11 protein-coding genes are annotated in these 13,497 nt (G+C 64.9%); 6 read left to right on the forward strand and 5 right to left on the reverse strand.

What is annotated here, in order from left to right; genetic code table 11:
• The first annotated feature begins 149 nt into the window (after positions 1–149).
• Both VF34_RS07725 and VF34_RS07730 read left to right on the forward strand, forming a co-directional pair.
• On the forward strand, positions 150–3,020 hold the full coding sequence (locus tag VF34_RS07725) for an alpha/beta fold hydrolase (protein ID WP_032370339.1): 2,871 nt from the start codon (positions 150–152) through the stop codon (positions 3,018–3,020).
• Positions 3,017–3,874 (forward strand): ABC transporter permease, encoded by an 858-nt coding sequence (locus VF34_RS07730; protein WP_032365525.1) that lies wholly within the window; start codon positions 3,017–3,019, stop codon positions 3,872–3,874. The genes VF34_RS07725 and VF34_RS07730 overlap by 4 nt, the downstream gene beginning before the upstream one ends.
• Before the next feature lie 6 nt (positions 3,875–3,880).
• Here the strand turns inward: VF34_RS07730 and VF34_RS07735 are convergent, their stop codons facing one another.
• Positions 3,881–4,747, reverse strand: a complete 867-nt coding sequence (locus VF34_RS07735; protein WP_032365526.1) for an SCO6745 family protein — start codon at positions 4,745–4,747, stop codon at positions 3,881–3,883.
• Positions 4,748–4,811: 64 nt separating this feature from the next.
• On the reverse strand, positions 4,812–6,974 hold the full coding sequence (gene uvrB / locus VF34_RS07740) for an excinuclease ABC subunit UvrB (protein WP_027497251.1): 2,163 nt from the start codon (positions 6,972–6,974) through the stop codon (positions 4,812–4,814).
• 78 nt (positions 6,975–7,052) lie between these two features.
• Between uvrB and VF34_RS07745 the strand changes: the two genes are divergently transcribed.
• A complete protein-coding gene (locus VF34_RS07745) occupies positions 7,053–7,598 on the forward strand; it encodes a ribonuclease FAU-1 family protein (RefSeq protein WP_032365527.1) in 546 nt (181 codons plus the stop codon).
• 16 nt (positions 7,599–7,614) lie between these two features.
• Here the strand turns inward: VF34_RS07745 and coaE are convergent, their stop codons facing one another.
• A complete protein-coding gene (gene coaE / locus VF34_RS07750; RefSeq protein ID WP_032370432.1) occupies positions 7,615–8,832 on the reverse strand; it encodes a dephospho-CoA kinase in 1,218 nt (405 codons plus the stop codon).
• A 129-nt stretch (positions 8,833–8,961) separates the two neighbouring features.
• Here coaE and VF34_RS07755 point away from each other — a divergent pair, with 129 nt between their 5' ends.
• The gene (locus VF34_RS07755) at positions 8,962–9,171 is read left to right on the forward strand and encodes a hypothetical protein (protein WP_027497254.1); all 210 of its coding nucleotides are present in this window, start codon (positions 8,962–8,964) and stop codon (positions 9,169–9,171) included.
• Between the two features lie 148 nt (positions 9,172–9,319).
• Here VF34_RS07755 and rpsA read toward each other — a convergent pair whose 3' ends face one another.
• Complete coding sequence (gene rpsA, locus VF34_RS07760; protein ID WP_027497255.1) at positions 9,320–10,798, reverse strand: 30S ribosomal protein S1; 1,479 nt, start codon at positions 10,796–10,798, stop codon at positions 9,320–9,322.
• 214 nt (positions 10,799–11,012) lie between these two features.
• On the opposite strand from rpsA, the gene VF34_RS07765 reads away from it, so the two are divergent.
• Complete coding sequence (locus tag VF34_RS07765) at positions 11,013–11,840, forward strand: class I SAM-dependent methyltransferase (RefSeq protein WP_032374319.1); 828 nt, start codon at positions 11,013–11,015, stop codon at positions 11,838–11,840.
• A 12-nt stretch (positions 11,841–11,852) separates the two neighbouring features.
• Here VF34_RS07765 and VF34_RS07770 read toward each other — a convergent pair whose 3' ends face one another.
• Entirely contained in the window at positions 11,853–12,950 is a 1,098-nt protein-coding gene (locus VF34_RS07770) for an isocitrate/isopropylmalate dehydrogenase family protein (RefSeq protein ID WP_032374519.1), read from the reverse strand.
• A gap of 9 nt (positions 12,951–12,959) precedes the next feature.
• Between VF34_RS07770 and VF34_RS07775 the strand changes: the two genes are divergently transcribed.
• Positions 12,960–13,466 (forward strand): 2'-5' RNA ligase family protein, encoded by a 507-nt coding sequence (locus tag VF34_RS07775; protein WP_027497258.1) that lies wholly within the window; start codon positions 12,960–12,962, stop codon positions 13,464–13,466.
• The last annotated feature ends 31 nt before the right edge of the window (positions 13,467–13,497 follow it).

Below are 13,497 nucleotides of genomic sequence, written 5' to 3' on the forward strand. Positions count from 1 at the left end.
GACACTTCTGGTCGAACTGGATTGGTGCAAGTCACAGGACCGAAAGACGTGGTCCGGGGACTGATGCGCTGACAGTAGCCGGAAGTCGACGATCGGCACGTGAACTTGGGGAACAACACGATCCGCGCCACTCACATACATTGGTTTGCATGCCGATCCCCCGCCCGCCGTTGTCGAGACGGGCCCTCGCTCTCGGTGCCGTCGCGATCTCGATCGTGATCGTGGCCGCCCTCGCATTCGCATTCCTCCCCCAGGGACGCGAAGCCGACACTGCTACGCGTGACGCGCGCATCACGCTACCGGACAGCCCCGGTTCGACGGAGACCGTCGACCTCGACACCCGGCTCTACATTCCCGAGTCCACCCCCGCTCCGGCTGTGTTGCTCGCGCACGGCTTCGGCGGCAGCAAGGACTCGGTCGACGGCGAAGCTCGTGATCTCGCCGCGCGCGGATACGTGGTTCTCGCCTACACCGCGCGCGGCTTCGGTGACAGCACGGGTTCCATCTCCATCAACGACCCCGATCGCGAGGTCGCCGATGCCCGCGGCCTGATCGACTGGCTGGCCGAACAGCCCGAAGTACAGCTCGACGCTCCTGGTGATCCCCACGTCGGCGTGGCAGGCGGGTCGTACGGCGGGGCACTGGCCCTCAGCGCAGGCGGAACAGACCCGCGTGTGGACTCGGTGGCCGCTGCCATCACCTGGAACGACCTGGGCCAGGCCCTGTTCCCCAACTTCGGCGTCACCTCGTCCGCAGGTCGAGAAGCGCTCGGAAACATCGATTCCCCGGCCGGTGCCGAATACGGCGGACCCGGCGTCCTCAAACGTGGATGGGCCGGGGTCTTCTTCGGAGCGGGGGCCTCCAGCGCTGCGCCCGGCAGTTCCACGGACGGTAACGGTGGTGGTAACGATGGCGGTGGCGCATCCGCATGCGGCAGATTCGCCCAGGAATTCTGCGACGCCTACGCACAATCCGCAGTGACCGGCATCCCCAGCCAGCCGCTGCTCGATCTGCTGACTGCCCACTCGCCCGTCGCGGTCGCGTCGAACATCACGGCTCCGACGCTTCTCCTACAGGGCACCCAAGACACTCTGTTCGGTCTCGACCAGGCCGACGCGACGGCTCGGCAGATCGCAGCCGCAGGCGGTGACGTGACCGTTCGGTGGTTCGACGGTGGGCACGATGCCGGTGGAACGAACGGTGCGTCGGATCGAGCCGTCGCGGACTTCTTCGACCGGACTCTGCGCGGCACCCCCGATCCCGCGACCTCCGAGAGCGCGCCGTTCGTGTATTCGACGCAGCGCGCAGCCGATGAGCGAGGAGGAGAACGCAATCGTCGGATGACGGCTCCCGACTACCCAGGCCTGACCCCGAACTCCGAACCCACACAGACGAATACGGTGACCTTCACCCCCGCCTCGGACGACGGGACGATCATTCGTCCGCCCGGCGCGTCACCGTCCGCCATCTCGACGGTCCCCGGTCTGGGTTCGGTGTTGTCGACACTCGGATCGACCGGAGCCGGTGCAGCGCTGACTGCGGACCTTCCGGGCCAGTCCGCGATTTTCACCAGCGAGCCCGTCGACTCGTCACTGACCATCACCGGCGCGCCGAGAGTCGATCTCCGGGTGGCGTCCCTCGCCGGGCCCGGCCAGGCTGTGCTGTTCGCGAAACTGTACGACGTCGCCCCGAACGGCACACGGACCCTTCCCGGCGGCGCAGTGTCGGCCATCCGACTGCCCGACACCGGGAGCATCGATCCCGTCGACGTCACCGTCGCCCTCCCTGGAATCAGCTATACCGTCCAGCAAGGTCATCGTCTCGAACTGAGCGTCTCCACCACCGATCAGGCCTACGCCGTCCCGCTGGAGCCCGCACAGTTCAGCGTGACCATGGCGAACACGTCCGTCGCGTTGCCGACGGTTCCCGCGGTGGCGAGCGCGAACAGCACGGTACCCGTCGCTCCACTGATCGGAATCGGCGTGGTCGTCCTGGTGGTCGGATGCATCGTCGTGGCGACGATCGTGCGAACCAGACGCCGCACGGTGGCCGAGGTCGACGAGGCTCTGGTCGACACTCCCCTGGTGATCACCGATCTGGCCAAGACGTACTCGAACGGGTTCCGCGCCGTGGACGGCGTCAGCTTCGAGGTGAAACAGGGTCAGGTACTCGGACTGCTAGGACCGAACGGTGCCGGAAAGACCACCACGTTGCGCATGCTGATGGGCCTGATCACCCCCACCGGCGGCGACATCCGAGTCTTCGGTCACAAGGTCACACCCGGTGCCCCGGTGTTGTCGCGGCTCGGCTCCTTCGTCGAGGGTTCCGGCTTCCTTCCGCATCTGACCGGCACCCAGAACCTGCGGCTGTACTGGGAGGCGACTGGGCGACCGATCGAAGACGCTCACCTCGACGAGGCACTCGAGATCGCAGACCTCGGCGCAGCGATCGAACGCAAGGTCAAGTCCTACAGCCAAGGCATGCGTCAGCGCCTCGCCATTGCACAGGCCATGCTGGGTCTACCCGATCTCATGGTGTTGGACGAACCGACCAACGGCCTCGACCCGCCACAGATCCGAACCATGCGTGACGTGCTGATCAACTACGCGAAGACGGGGCGCACCGTGTTGGTCTCGAGCCACCTCCTCGCCGAAGTGGAACAGACGTGCACGCACGTCGTGGTCATGAACCGTGGCTCCGTGATCAGCTCGGGCACCGTCCGCGAGCTGACAGCGGCCGGTGGGCAGACCGAGATCAGGGTCGACGACGCCGGCCGCGCCCAGTCGGTACTCGACGCCGCCGGCCATGACGGCGCGGTGATCGTCGACGACGGCACGGTGACCGTCGACCTGACCGACGCCGATTCCGCCGTCGTCATCAGAGAACTCGTTACGGCGGGGGTGTCGGTCCGCGGCTTTTCCCAGTCCACCCGACTCGAGGACGTGTTCCTCGACCTCGTTCATCGAGATACCCCAGGCACAGTCGTTCACGAGACCGACTCCAGCGAGGATCGCTCATGAGTACAACGCACGCAGACGGCCGCGCAGCGGGCTACAGCGGCGGCCGCACCCTGCCGTTTCGTACCGAACTGCGTCGACAGTTGGGCCGGCGACGCACTCAGCTCGCCATCGGTTTCCTTGCCCTGCTACCGGTGATCCTTGTCGTCGCCTTCACCGTGGGCAGCTCCAGCGCCGACTCCGACGCCGGCGGGCTCATCGAGCTCGGCACGCGAGGCGGCATGAACTTCACCGTCTTCGCACTGTTCATGTCCGTCGGATTTCTGCTCATCGTCGTGGTGGCGCTGTTCTTCGGCGACTCCGTTGCGAGCGAGGCCTCGTGGTCGAGCCTGCGCTACCTGCTCGCCATCCCAGTTCCTCGAAGCCGACTGTTGACCCAGAAGGCACTCGTCTCGGCCACGCTGTCCAGCGCCGCCATTCTGGTGCTGGTCGGAGTGTCCCTACTGATCGGGACGGTGATGTACGGTGCCGAATCATTGGTCACGCCGCTGGGTGAGGGACTGTCGTACGGCACTTCCCTGGTGCGACTACTGATTGCGGTCGCCTACATCGGCGTCAATCTGCTGTGGGTGGCAGGTCTGGCGATGTTGCTGTCGGTGCTCACCGACGCCCCTCTCGGGGCCGTCGGCGGCGCGGTGATGACGTCGATTCTGATGCAGATCCTCGATCAGATCACGGCATTGGGGTCGCTGCGCAACTATCTGCCCGGGCACTACGCGAACTCGTGGATCGACGCCTTCGGCACGAACATCGACTGGAACGACATGGTGGTCGGATCGTTCTCGGCCATCACCTACGCGGCGGTCTTCGGGCTGATCGCGTGGAGACGATTCGCCACCAAGGACATCACCAGCTGAGGCGGCCTACTTCTTTTTGATCGCTGGCCCGAAGACGCCCTCGGGAATGGTGCCCTGGCCGACGATCGACTCACGCCACGGCGTCGCGAGCGAAACCAGCCGAGCTGCACCGTCCTCGCCGAGGGCGGCCCACGGCGCGACGGCGAGGTCGTTGGTGATGTCCTCGACCAACGTGCGGAGATCTTTCCCGTCCTGAGTCAAAGCGCCGTCGGCCGTCAACAATTCACGATCGGCCAAGGACGCCACGGCTCCGTTCCACTGCTCGGTCGACCATCCACGACGCTTGCGCGCGAATTCCTTCTCGAAGCCGTACCCGGTGGCGGTGTGGGTGATCAGCGCGTCCAGGCCGTTCAACCCCGCCGTCTGCAGCGCGGCAATGTGGCCGTCGCCGCGGTATTCGCGGATCAGGGTGAGAGCGTGCCACAACACGAGGTGCGGCGCTTGCGGCCAGTCGAGTTCGGCGTAGGCGGCGTACAGCGGCCGACCGTCGTCTCCTGGGATTCCACGCGCAGCGATCGATGCGAGGTCGGCAGCTTCGGCCATATCCGGGGACGCCAACGTCTCGGAGCCCAACAGACGCTCGAATGCGGTGTCGAGCGTGGCGTAACGGATTGCCATGATCTCGTCGGGAGAGGCGATGGCCCAGGCTGCCGGAATCAGCGGGCTGATCAGATCGCGGTTGAAGTTGTAGAACGTGGCTGTCACGACACCTGCACCGACCGGCCCGAGAGGTGCTGCACGACCGGCGAAATAGCAGGCCCGTGGCGGTAACCCAGCAGCAACGAGAGCGTCCTGCGTTTCCGGCAGGAAGTAGGTCATCGAGTGGATCAGTTCGAGTGCACGAGAGGTGCGGCCGGCGGTGGTTGCGTCCATCACTGAACCGTAACCGAACCATTTCGGATCGTTCCGCAGGCTCGACTCGCACCACCCGCGCGACCTACTTGAGGCCGGCCGCGTCCATGCCCCGGAGCTCCTTCTTCAGGTCCTGGATCTCGTCGCGCAGTCGACCGGCCAGCTCGAACTTCAACTCGCGGGCAGCGTTCATCATCTGATCGGTCATGTTCTTGATCAGGTCCGCCAACTCGGCGCGCGGCATCGACGAGACATCCTGCCCCTCGTACACGCCGGAGCTGACCGACCTGCCTGCTTCGCCCTGCGCTCGCCGACCACGGCTGGCGTTCCGACCCGAGCCACCCACTTCGACGGCCGTGTCGGTGTCCTCTGCTTCCTGATACACCTGATCGAGAATGTCGGCGATCTTCTTGCGCAGCGGTTGCGGATCGACTCCCCGCTCCTTGTTGTAGGCGATCTGCTTCTCGCGCCGACGTTCGGTCTCCTCGATCGCGTACGTCATGGAGTCGGTCATCTTGTCGGCGTACATGTGCACTTCACCGGACACGTTTCGAGCGGCGCGGCCGATCGTCTGAATGAGGCTGGTGCCGCTGCGAAGGAATCCCTCCTTGTCCGCGTCGAGAATGGCGACCAATGACACCTCGGGAAGGTCGAGGCCCTCCCGGAGGAGGTTGATGCCAACCAGGACGTCGTACTCACCCAGCCGAAGCTGCCGCAGCAGCTCGACTCGGCGCAACGTATCGATGTCGGAGTGCAGGTACCGGACGCGGATGCCCAGCTCGAGCAGATAGTCGGTCAGGTCCTCCGACATCTTCTTGGTCAATGTGGTGACAAGAACTCGTTCGTCTTTCTCGGCACGCTCGCGAATTTGGTGCACGAGGTCGTCGATCTGTCCCTTGGTCGGTTTGATGACGACCTTCGGATCGACGAGGCCGGTAGGACGGATGACCTGCTCGACGAATTCGCCGCCGGTCTGCCCCAGTTCGTACTTGCCGGGAGTAGCGGACAGGTAGACGGTCTGGCCGATCCTCTGTGTGAACTCTTCCCACGTCAGCGGCCGGTTGTCCGTCGCAGACGGCAACCGGAACCCGAAATCGACCAGGTTCCGCTTGCGCGACATGTCGCCTTCGTACATCGCGCCGATCTGCGGGACGGTGACGTGGGATTCGTCGATGACGAGTAGGAAGTCCTCGGGGAAGTAGTCGATCAGGGTCGCGGGTGCGGTGCCGGCCCCGCGACCGTCTATGTGCCGCGAGTAGTTCTCGATGCCGGAGCAGAAGCCGACCTGCTTGATCATTTCCAGGTCGTATTGCGTGCGCATCCGAAGCCGCTGCGCCTCGAGCAGCTTTCCCTTGCCTTCGAGCTCCGCCAGGCGCGCCTCGAGCTCGGCCTCGATGTCCTTGACCGCCCGTTCCATGCGCTCCGGTCCGGCGACGTAATGGGTGGCCGGGAAGATGCGTACCGAATCGACTTGGCGAACGATGTCGCCCGTCAGCGGATGCAGGTAGTACAGCGCCTCGATCTCGTCACCGAAGAACTCGATGCGAATAGCGAGCTCCTCGTACGACGGAATGATCTCCACGGTATCGCCGCGGACTCGGAACGATCCGCGGGTGAACGCCATGTCGTTGCGGGTGTACTGCACGTCGACCAGAAGCCGGAGCAGCGCATCACGCTGGACCTCGACGTTGACCTCGAGCTCGATCGACCGATCGACGTACGACTGCGGGGTACCGAGACCGTAGATGCACGACACCGACGCCACCACGACCACGTCTCGACGAGAGAGCAGGGATGCCGTCGCGGAGTGCCGCAGACGCTCGACGTCGTCGTTGATGGACGAGTCCTTTTCGATGTACGTATCGGTCTGCGCGATGTACGCCTCGGGCTGGTAGTAGTCGTAGTACGACACGAAGTACTCGACTGCGTTGTTGGGCAACATGTCTCGTAGCTCGTTCGCCAACTGCGCTGCGAGAGTCTTGTTCGGTGCCATCACCAGGGTGGGGCGCTGCAGTTTCTCGATCAGCCAGGCGGTGGTGGCCGATTTACCGGTACCGGTGGCACCGAGAAGCACGACGTCCTTCTCGTCCGCCTTGATTCGACGTTCGAGTTCGGCGATGGCGGTTGGCTGATCACCGGCCGGAACGTGTTCGCTGACGACCTCGAACGCCGGTCCGGTGCGCTCGATCGCTCCCACCGGACGGTGTTCGGAGTGCGCGACAACGGGATGTTCGGATGCAAACGCCATTACACAAGCGTAGACGCGACCACCGACAAGTTCCGTCGGAGAGACCTCGGAGGTCTGTTCCCGGTAGCTTCTACAGGCATGGTCGCTCACACGTCAGCCGGTGCGCACACCGTCGTTCATGCCCCGAAACACGAAACGTTCGACCTGGTCGCGAAGACCAACGTCGACCCCAAAGGGTTCGTTCGCGTGGTCGACGAATACCGCGTCGAGCCGTGGGGGCTGTACATGGCCCGGCCATCCGACCATGCCCACTTCGACTACCTGGAGTCCTGGCTACTGCCTGCTCTCGGGCTCCGGGCCTCGGTGTTCCATTATCTGCCCGCGCACGCCAGAGACCAGGACTACTACGTCGACATCGGCGAGTACACGGCCGGGGCCAGCCGATGGACCTCGGTCGATCACTATCTCGACCTCAGTGTTCGCACCGGCCGCGACTACGACCTGCTGGACGTCGACGAGCTGTTCGACGCGCGCGTGGCGCAGCATCTGGACACCCCGACGGCCGAGCGGGCGCTGTCCCGATCGATCGCGGCCATCGAAGGACTGACGCGGCACGATTACGACCTGAACGCCTGGCTCGCGTCCGTCGGCATGCCGACGGAATGGAACGGCAAACCGGCCTGAACCGCGCAGCTCTGCCTCAGGCAGTCCAGTTCGTCTCCTCCGCCCACTGCCACGCCCGCCGATACGCCACGTCGAACCACGGTGCCTTCGCGTTTACGTAGGCATCGATCGCCGGTTGATATTCGGCGATTCCGGCGGCGGCTTCTGACGCACGCCGCTTGATAGCGGCGTATTCCGTCGCGACAGCCGCGTCCGCCCGGAGCCAGTCGCGGAACAACAACGCGAACGTCTGGTTCGGCCAACCGTCGACTCGAACATGGACGTTGGCCGGTCGCCCGGGGTCTGCGTTGCCGTGAAAACGCTTGCCCCACACGGCCGGATCGGCCTCACCACCCACTCCGTACGCGGGCTTCGGATCGTCGAAGTCACTGGACTCGACGCCGGGGAACCCGGCGACGCGCAACTGTTCGCCGACCGAATCTGCGTCGGCCAGCGAGCGGACCGTGATCTGGATGTCGAGCACGTCCTTGGCATCGAGTCCGGGTACCGCCGTCGATCCGACGTGGTCGATCCGAACAGCCTTGTCCCCACACGCGAGAGCGAGGCGCGCGATCATTCGCCGCGCCTGGGATTCCCAGGCCGGGTCTGCAGTCACGAGTTCCGGATGCGTCCGGGCGACAATGCCCTCTCTGAGGTTGCGCTCGAAGGGAATCACGCGCTCGTTCCACAAGTTTCGTACCTGATCGTCGACGCTGCCGGGCGCACCCGTGTTGTCTATCCACACATCTGCCGCAGCTCGGCGCGCATCGTCGGTCGCCTGCGCGGCGATGCGCGCGCGGGCATCGGCCTCGGGCATGTTTCGTTGGCCGGTCAGCCGACGTACTCGTTCCTCGGCGTCGACCCAGACGACGACGACCAGATGGAAGAACGGAGCCATCGAGCCTTCGACGAGAAGTGGAATATCTTGCACCACCACGGCATCCGCAGCCGCACCCTCGATGATCTCGGTAGTGCGCTGTCCGACCAATGGATGCACGATGGCATTGAGCTTCTTTCGCGACTCCTCGTCGCCGAAAGCCTTGGCGGCCAAGGCCGGCCGATCGAGTGACCCGTCGGGCGCCAGTATCTCGGTACCGAAGGCGTCCGTCAGTTGTTGCAGCCCAGGCGTTCCCGGCTCCACCACTTCGCGGGCAAGTACGTCCGAGTCGACGAGCACTCCCCCGAGTTCGGTCAGCACTTTCGCCACGGTCGATTTGCCGGCACCAATTCCGCCGGTCAGTCCCAGTCTCAGCATGCGTCCAGTCTGACACTCGAACACGCCGAAGCCCACCAGCCCCAAATGCACCGGTTTTGCGAGCCTGTCGGTTATCTTCGACGAGCGCGACCTCGATGTGCCGACCCACCGCCAGCGAAAAGGACACCCATGCAAAGCAATCAGATCCAACCGGGTCGGCACCGCCTCGGCATGGATGCAGGCGTTCACTGCATTCTCATTCCAGAAGTTGCCTCGGCGCTGGCCGACCACCGGCGTAACTGGTTCACCAACCTCCTGACCCCTGCCCGCCACAGCTTCGCCACGATGCGTAAGCGCACGGCGAGCGTCGGCCAGTGGAGTCCAGCCACCGCCGCGTAGTTCGCACTCCCTCTCAACCTTGGACCCGGTTCACCAGAACCGGGTCCATTGTCGTTCCCGTTGCACCTGCGTATTCGAACGAGAAAGCCCCGGTTCTCACAGGGAGAACCGGGGCCGAGGTCACACCCTCACGGGTGGACTACTTCTATCAGGCGTTGCCCGACAGCTTCTCGCGAAGTGCAGCGAGCTGCGCATCGCTGGCCAGCGATCCACCGGTCGAGGCGGGAGCCGACGCTGCGGGAGCATCGCCTTCTGCATCGGCGGGAGCCTGACCCGACTCGGAGGAGTAGTTGGTGTTGGCGGCTTCGGCAGCTTCGTCCTTGGCCGTCTTCTCCATCTGAGCGGTGTGCATCTTGTGGCGACGCTCGGCCTCGGCGTAGCGACCTTCCCACTCTTCACGCTGCTTCTCGTAACCTTCGAGCCATTCGTTGGTCTCGGAGTCGAAGCCCTCGGGGAAGATGTAGTTGCCACCCTCGTCGTACGAGTCGGCCATGCCGTACTTGGACGGATCGAACTCTTCTGCGTAGTCCTCGTTGGCCTGCTTGAGGCTCAACGAAATCCGGCGACGCTCGAGATCGATGTCGATGACCTTGACGAGTGCGTCGTCGCCGACACCCACGACCTGGTCCGGAACCTCCACGTGGCGCTCGGCCAGCTCGGAGATGTGCACGAGGCCCTCGATGCCCTCTTCGACGCGAACGAACGCACCGAACGGAACGAGCTTGGTGACCTTGCCGGGCACGATCTGGCCGATCGCGTGGGTGCGAGCGAACTGGCGCCACGGATCTTCCTGCGTTGCCTTGAGCGACAGCGACACACGCTCGCGGTCCAGGTCGACGTCGAGAACCTCGACGGTGACCTCGGTGCCGACCTCGACAACCTCGGACGGGTGATCGATGTGCTTCCAGGACAGCTCGGAGACGTGCACCAGGCCGTCGACGCCACCCAGGTCCACGAAGGCACCGAAGTTGACGATGGAGGACACGACGCCCTTGCGGACCTGGCCCTTCTGGAGCTGGTGCAGGAACTCGCTGCGGACCTCGGACTGGGTCTGCTCGAGCCATGCGCGGCGCGACAGGACCACGTTGTTGCGGTTCTTGTCGAGCTCGATGATCTTGGCCTCGATCTCCTTGCCGACGTACGGCTGGAGGTCGCGGACACGACGCATCTCGACGAGCGAGGCGGGGAGGAAGCCGCGGAGACCGATGTCGAGGATGAGTCCACCCTTGACGACCTCGATGACGGTGCCCTTGACGGCCTCGTCCTTCTCCTTGAGCTCCTCGATCGTGCCCCAAGCGCGCTCGTACTGAGCTCGCTTCTTGGACAGGATCAGACGGCCTTCCTTGTCCTCCTTGGTGAGGACGAGTGCTTCGATCTCATCTCCCACGGAGACGACCTCGTTGGGGTCGACATCGTGCTTGATGGAGAGCTCGCGGGAAGGGATGACGCCTTCGGTCTTGTAACCGATGTCGAGTAGAACCTCGTCACGATCGACCTTGACGATGGTGCCCTCGACGATGTCACCATCGTTGAAGTACTTGATCGTGGCGTCGATGGCGGCGAGAAAATCCTCTGCGGAGCCGATATCGTTGACGGCTACCTGCGGTGAGGTTGTGGTTGAGGGCATGTGTTGAGTTGCTCCGGACGGGTTGGGTATCGGTTGATGGATGTTCGGTCGGACTTGTGAAACGTGTGCAGCACGAGCATCTTCCGCGGATCCGTTGCCGGCTCCGCACGCGTCGACGCCGGGCGAACCCGACCTGGGCGCAGCATGAACACACTCGCGTTGAACAGGGTACGCGATGCCGCAGTACCAGCACAAACCCGGTTAGAGTCGGCGTGTGACCAATCCTTCCGCACCGCTGTCCACCCCCGGCCGCGGCCGAATCGATTCGGTCGCGAGCGACCGCGCGAGTCGAACCTGGTGGGATTCGGATGCCGACAACTATCACCGTACGCACGGCGCGTTTCTGGGCGCGTCGACCGAATCCGGAGAGTTCGTCTGGTGCCCGGAGGGACTGCACGAGGGCGACGCGCATCTGCTGGGTGACGTCGCGGGCAAGGACATTCTCGAGGTGGGCTGCGGGAGCGCACCCTGCGCCCGCTGGCTCGGGACTCAGGGGGCGCGCGCCATCGGCCTCGACATCTCGATGGGCATGTTGCAGCGCGGCGTCGACGCGATGACCGCGGGCGGGTCGACGGTTCCGCTGGTGCAGGCCAGTGCCGAGTCCCTACCGTTCGCCGACGAGGGGTTCGACATCGTGTGCTCGGCCTTCGGTGCGGTTCCGTTCGTCGCGGACTCCGCCAACGTGATGAAGGAAGTGGCGCGGGTACTGCGGCCGGGCGGCATCTGGGTGTTCGCGGTCAACCATCCGATGCGCTGGGTGTTCCCCGACGATCCCGGGGTGGGCGGCCTGACCGCGACGATTCCGTACTTCGATCGAACCCCGTACGTCGAGTACGACGCCGACGGGACCCCCAACTACGTCGAGCATCACCGCACGATCGGTGATCGCGTGCGCGAGCTGGTCGCCGCAGGTCTCGAGGTTTGCGACATCGTCGAACCGGATTGGCCGGAGTGGCTCGACCGCGAGTGGGGTCAGTGGAGCCCACTGCGCGGCCAGCTGTTTCCCGGCACCGCGATCTTCAGTAGTCGAAAACCGCGGTGAGTCCGTAGTCGATCAGCGCCGGTGCACCCTGGCTTCGACGGTCTCGGTGAAGGTGCTGGTCGACGCCTGACCGCCGAGGTCTGCTGTCGCGACCCCGGATTCGACGGTGTCGTCCACGGCGTGCCGAATCCGGCCGGCTGCGGCGGCGAGCCGTACGTCCCCGTGCCGATCGGCGAGCCACTCGAGCAGCATCGCGGCCGACAGGAACAGTGCCGTCGGGTTGGCGCGATTCCTGCCTGCGATATCCGGGGCGGATCCATGGGAGGCCTGCGCCATGGCCTGGGTACGCGAAGAGTTGATCGACGGTGCCGTGCCGAGTGACCCGGACAGCTCTCCGGTCAGGTCGGAGAGGATGTCCCCGAACATGTTCTCGGCCACGATGACGTCGTAGTCCTCACCGCGTCGAACCAGATGCGCCGCGAGGGCGTCCACGTGCTCTTCGGTGACGTCTACCTGCGGAAACTCCTCGCCGACGGACCGGCAGGCATCGCGAAACAACCCCGTCGTCAACGACAGCACGTTGGTCTTGTGCACGATCGTCACTTTCTTCCGCCGCCGGTCTGCGAGCGAGAAGGCCTCACGAGCGATGCGTTCGCACGCCGAACGGGTGAACACTCCCACCGCGAGCGCTACATCGGGCGTGGGCATGAACTCGCCACTGCCGACGAACATGTTGCGGTCGGCGTAGAAGCCCTCGGTGTTCTCCCGCACCACCACCAGGTCCATCTGCGGCGACATCGCGCGCACTCCACGAAGTGCCTTGGCCGGACGGATGTTGGCGAACAGATCGAAATGCTTGCGAATTCGTCCGCCCGGAGTCAGCTGAGATCTGAACGGCTCAGGGTACGACGCGCTGTCGTGAGGCCCGAGAATCCACGCCTCGAGCCTGCCGAGCTCGTTCAACGTGTGCTCGGGCATCGGCGTTCCGTGCTCGTCGAGAGCACCCAACCCCAGCGGCAAGTGCTGCCAGTCGACGACGGGACCGTGCACTGCGGCCAGAGCTGCGTCCACCACCCGGATCGTCGCAGGGACGATCTCGTGACCGATGCCGTCGCCGGTCATGGCCCCAATTCGTAAAGTCGGTGCATCTCGTCCGTCCGTCTGCGCCATCATGACTACATGGTGCAGTCCGCCGAACTCCTCCTCGACTCGGGGCTCGATACTGCGGTTCGCCGCGAGTGGGCGGCACTCTCCGATGCCGGCCTGCCGAGCCAGAACCGTCATCGGGGCGAGTCGAATCGACCGCACATCACCGTCTCGGTGGCGTCGTCCATGCCCGCGTCCGTCGATTCCGGTACGGCCGTGCGTTTCGACCCGTTCGATGTTCGTCTCGGCGGCCTCGTCGTATTCGGTGGCCGGACCGCCACCCTGGCCCGTCTGGTCGTGCCGAGCGTCGAACTGCTCGACCTGCATGCTCGGATGCATGCCGCCGTGGGCCCGGGCTCGTTCGACAATGTCGCCATCGGGCATTGGACGCCGCACGTGACGCTGGCCCGGCGGTTGACACCCGACGAAGCCGGTGCCGCGACGCGCCTGCTGTGCCCGCACCTGGATGACCTGATCGGCTCTGCCGTTGCCTTGCGTCGGTGGGACGGCGACAACAAGTGCGAATGGCGCATCGGCTGACCGCCAGGCCTGTCAGAACCGGAAGTCTCCG

This window comes from Rhodococcus sp. PML026, from assembly GCF_000963615.1.
Taxonomy (GTDB): domain Bacteria; phylum Actinomycetota; class Actinomycetes; order Mycobacteriales; family Mycobacteriaceae; genus Rhodococcoides; species Rhodococcoides fascians.

What these genes read in the sequence shown, in the direction of transcription:
- VF34_RS07725 (WP_032370339.1), top strand. Translation starts at nt 150, where the DNA reads ATGCCGATCCCCCGCCCGCCGTTGTCGAGACGGGCCCTCGCTCTCGGT.
- VF34_RS07730 (WP_032365525.1), top strand. Translation starts at nt 3,017, where the DNA reads ATGAGTACAACGCACGCAGACGGCCGCGCAGCGGGCTACAGCGGCGGC.
- VF34_RS07735 (WP_032365526.1), bottom strand. Translation starts at nt 4,747, where the DNA reads ATGGACGCAACCACCGCCGGCCGCACCTCTCGTGCACTCGAACTGATC.
- uvrB (WP_027497251.1), bottom strand. Translation starts at nt 6,974, where the DNA reads ATGGCGTTTGCATCCGAACATCCCGTTGTCGCGCACTCCGAACACCGT.
- VF34_RS07745 (WP_032365527.1), top strand. Translation starts at nt 7,053, where the DNA reads ATGGTCGCTCACACGTCAGCCGGTGCGCACACCGTCGTTCATGCCCCG.
- coaE (WP_032370432.1), bottom strand. Translation starts at nt 8,832, where the DNA reads ATGCTGAGACTGGGACTGACCGGCGGAATTGGTGCCGGCAAATCGACC.
- VF34_RS07755 (WP_027497254.1), top strand. Translation starts at nt 8,962, where the DNA reads ATGCAAAGCAATCAGATCCAACCGGGTCGGCACCGCCTCGGCATGGAT.
- rpsA (WP_027497255.1), bottom strand. Translation starts at nt 10,798, where the DNA reads ATGCCCTCAACCACAACCTCACCGCAGGTAGCCGTCAACGATATCGGC.
- VF34_RS07770 (WP_032374519.1), bottom strand. Translation starts at nt 12,950, where the DNA reads ATGGCGCAGACGGACGGACGAGATGCACCGACTTTACGAATTGGGGCC.
- VF34_RS07775 (WP_027497258.1), top strand. Translation starts at nt 12,960, where the DNA reads ATGGTGCAGTCCGCCGAACTCCTCCTCGACTCGGGGCTCGATACTGCG.